The following is a 3,713-nucleotide window of genomic DNA, read 5'->3' on the forward strand; positions in this document are numbered from 1 at the left end:
ACCAACTTCCGGGAATATCAGGCGCTCCCCGTACAACCTCGTTTTCCCTCGCTGACCTGTGAAGATCGCGTCCGGGTCGGTGTCCGTGTCGCTCTGACTTGGAATAAGTTACGCGAACCGACGGCAGAACACCAAATCGGGCTCTTGCCGAGTCGAAGCGCCGCCCGTGGTGCCGGCACTCCGACTCGCATCCGGCCTGGTGCCGGGCTCTGTCACCGAGTCGATAGTGCGGTCAGGCCCCGGCCCAGGCCCCGGCCCAGGCCCAGGCCCAGGCCCAGGCCCAGGATGGCTCGGCATCACGATCACCGATCCCGTCCTGACAGTGGAGATGACTGTGCCGTCTCGCAGCGTCCCGCTGTCGAGCCGCTTCCCTGCTCGTCCGCCAGGGAGGTCTTCGTCTGCCGACGCGCTCGACACGGAGCGACTCCCTTCATTGATCGCGGTCGTCCGGACTGCCGGCAGCGCTTCCCCGTGACCGCGTGCGTAGTCCCGCACCCGGACCCTGGTGGCCGGGGTCAGCGTGAATCGGTTCCCCTGTCCCGTTTCCCTCCGGACCAACCCGGAAGCCGATCCGACGTCGATGGCCGGCACCCACCGAGGCCGTTCGTGCGACCGGAGGACGCCGACTCCATGGGGGAAGGCCTGCAGCATCGCGAGATCGTTGACGAGGACGTCGCAAGGGTTCTCGACGAACACGCCCTCTCCCGGGGCCCTTGGTGCCTGCCATCCCCGTCAGGACCGCCGCTTGCATGATCTTCGAGGTCGGTGACGGTTCGGGGTCGCGACTGCCGGTCATCGCCGCATATGCCCGGCTCATGGCGGTCACTCACCGATCCGGCTCCTCGATTCGCGGCAAGAACACCGGGCACGCGCAGACACCGGAAACTCAACCGGCGCTGTGCCAGCAAACAGCGAAGCCGCTGTCCTCTTCTAGCCGGCAAGTAGCGACGCCAGAATGTCGGCCGTCGTATGCAGGTTGACGCCGATCTCTTCGAGGTCGATCAGCCGCTCGGGACTCGCCTGCGACACAGCGTCGGTAGCCAGCACTGTGCGAAAGTCTCGTTCGCTCGCGTCGAACAGGCTCGCTCGTGGACAGTTCGGCAGGTTGCATCCGGCCACCACGACGGTGTCGCATTCCCATGTACGGAGCAACGACTCCAGTTCGGTGCGATGGAATGCGCTCCACCGCGGTTTGAACAGCAGGATCTCGCTCGGGCCCACGTGCTGCGCGTTTCCTGCAAGCAGCCACTCTGCGTCCAGTCTGCACTCCGGCGGCAGAATGCCCTCGGCGACTTGCGATCCTTCCGTTCCGGGTGCGGCCACCTCGGCGCCGTCTTCGATCAGATCCCGCCTCGGCAGATCAACGTCCGAACTCCCCGGCACGTACAGGCGGACCACATGGACAATCGGCCGTCCGACACGCCGAAAGGCCTTCACCAGCGACACCACGTTCGGCACAACGTCAGATGTGCCTGCGATCGCTGCCTGCCCGCCGTCGAGGAAGTCGCGCTGCAGATCGATGACGACCAACGCGGACCGGTCCCACTTCGGCGTGATGTAGTCGGTCATGCGCCCCTCTCGAGACAATCTCCGTCGGCGGCCTGCTCATCGATCTGTCCAGGACGCCAGCGTAACCCGCTCTACCTGGCTCCTCCATGCGTCCGCACACATCGCGAGTGGCACCCGACTCGGGATTCCCGAGTGGTCGGATACCGTCGTTGCTCGCCGGACGACCAACCAAAGACCGGTCGAGGAGCCGCCGGCAGACCAGTTGTTGCGGTGGAGAGCCGCACCGTCCTTCGGAACGACATCACGACAAGCGGCGGTCTCACTCAAAAGGCAAGTCGCGAAACGGCTCTGACGAGACATGGGAGAGGCCTGATGGTCAACCATCTGTCGATGGACCGTTGGACGAAGCCAGCGCGCCGGAGGGATCCTCGACCACGCGAAGCAGCGGGGAGCACCCGGCATCGTCTTGAAGACGGGACGGTCCGGAGTCCGTCGTGGCGCAGAACCCGAGGGTCGTTCCCCAACTCGGCCCGTCGGGTAGGCCCCACAGGTCGATGACCTCGGTGTCGCGGACGTCGACCGATCGCCGTCGGCCCCGAACGCCTCGTCAATGGCTGACGGGAGCCCTCGAACCGGAGTGACCGCCCCTCAGGCAATCCGTAGACCTCGAGTACACCCCCATGCCGACCCCGTCGACGTACTTCACAGATCTGGCCGGCACATACCGTGGGAAGGCGTCCTACACGGTCGGAGACCTGGAGGCCGACACCCCGGGCGGCGAACCGGCAGACACGACCACCGCGGTGCCCGCATCTGCGTCGACCCAACCGTAGAACCCGAGTTCCGGCTGATCCGCTCGAGCGAAGCCGCCCCAGCCTCCTCGATGACGGCACAGACCCCTACCGGCGATACGAGCAGCAACACTCACCCCGCGGATGCTCCCGCGCCGCGCCCGCAGAGTTCAGGCAGGCAGATTCCTCAGTTCGACTGCACAACAGTCGATTTCGAGAAGCCGAGATGGACGAGGTTGGCATCGGCCCGGAGCCGCGGCACAAACAACCACGGACTGCAGCGGCCGCAGCCTCTCCCGGACGCCACCCTTCAGCAAGTGCGATTCCCCGCAGCGCGAACCGCTTCGACCATTACCCACGGCGTCGAAGCCCTCCCGCACATCGCGTCGAACAGTGTTTGACCGGCGAGACCGTGCAAACCTACGGAGACGTTGGGCACCCTGCTCGGGTCTGCGACTACGCATATGCGGGACGGCAAGCCGAGGCCCAAGAAGGGACAGTCGGTTGTCGGTCCGAGAGCCCCGTCCTGCAGCTGCCGCCGGCATGCGTGATCGGAAGCGCGCCGACCATGCCACTGGCCCCAGATTGAATGAATCACATTCGATTACAACCATTTTCGGCACCGTCGGGATCTACTCGCCGCTGCGAAACCGGACAGCTCGTGACGATCTCGGCATCCGTATCCTGCTGCGGGCACCCCTGCTGTGCTCCCGAGGCGGACTCGGCTGCACTGAAGTCTCGACCGAACTGTAGTGCTGCTCGGGACGTTGGATGTGGGTTCACGCGTGGGTGTCCTGCTCCCGCGATCACTGTCAGCTGTCGCGGCGCCTTTCGTGACGGAGGACCGTGCGCAGTCGAGTCGGGCAGCATCCCGTGTCGACACCTGCATCGTCGTCCAGCGTTCCGACGCAGTGCCCGCAAGCGCGCCGGCCAAGACGGGCCGCCGATTCGGCCGTCGGCGCCGCGTGGATGCCGCCCCGCACAGCGCACGACCGGGGAGAACCCACCAGCAGGGTGCGGGTCTGATTGTCTGGTGCCGTCCACACACGCCCATCTATTGGACGGGTGCGAGATCGATCGCCTACGCGAGACGGCATTTCTACGCCGGACGGAGCGAAGCTCCAACAAAGCACAGGACTCAAGTACGAGCGGTTGATCACACACAGCGCACAACCGATCATTTCAGGGCCGCTACAGATGGGCCCTCGGTCGGATCGATCGAACCGGATACCGGAGCCCGCGATCGGGCGCCGGCCTCGTCGAGGATCTCGCGTTGATGCTGCACGGACTCGAGGACGCCGAACGCCCCTAGCGGCTCGGCGCTCCTGGTCGTGGCGCCGGACCGGCGGGCGCCCCTGAAAAAGACGCAGAAATGCCGAAGGCCCCCACCAAAAATGGTGGGGGCCTTCGGTA

2 protein-coding genes are annotated in these 3,713 nt (G+C 65.7%); both read right to left on the reverse strand.

Features of this window, described 5'->3' with window-relative positions; translation table 11 throughout:
* Nucleotides 1–930 precede the first annotated feature (930 nt).
* Nucleotides 931–1,569: a cysteine hydrolase family protein gene (locus LCL87_RS25485; RefSeq protein WP_225024248.1), complete on the reverse strand. Its 639-nt coding sequence runs from the start codon at nucleotides 1,567–1,569 to the stop codon at nucleotides 931–933.
* 1,908 nt (nucleotides 1,570–3,477) lie between these two features.
* Nucleotides 3,478–3,713: hypothetical protein (locus LCL87_RS25490; RefSeq protein WP_225024249.1), on the reverse strand; the 236-nt coding region annotated here is incomplete at its 5' end.

This window comes from Prescottella equi (assembly GCF_020171745.1).
Taxonomy (GTDB): Bacteria; Actinomycetota; Actinomycetes; order Mycobacteriales; family Mycobacteriaceae; genus Prescottella; species Prescottella equi_A.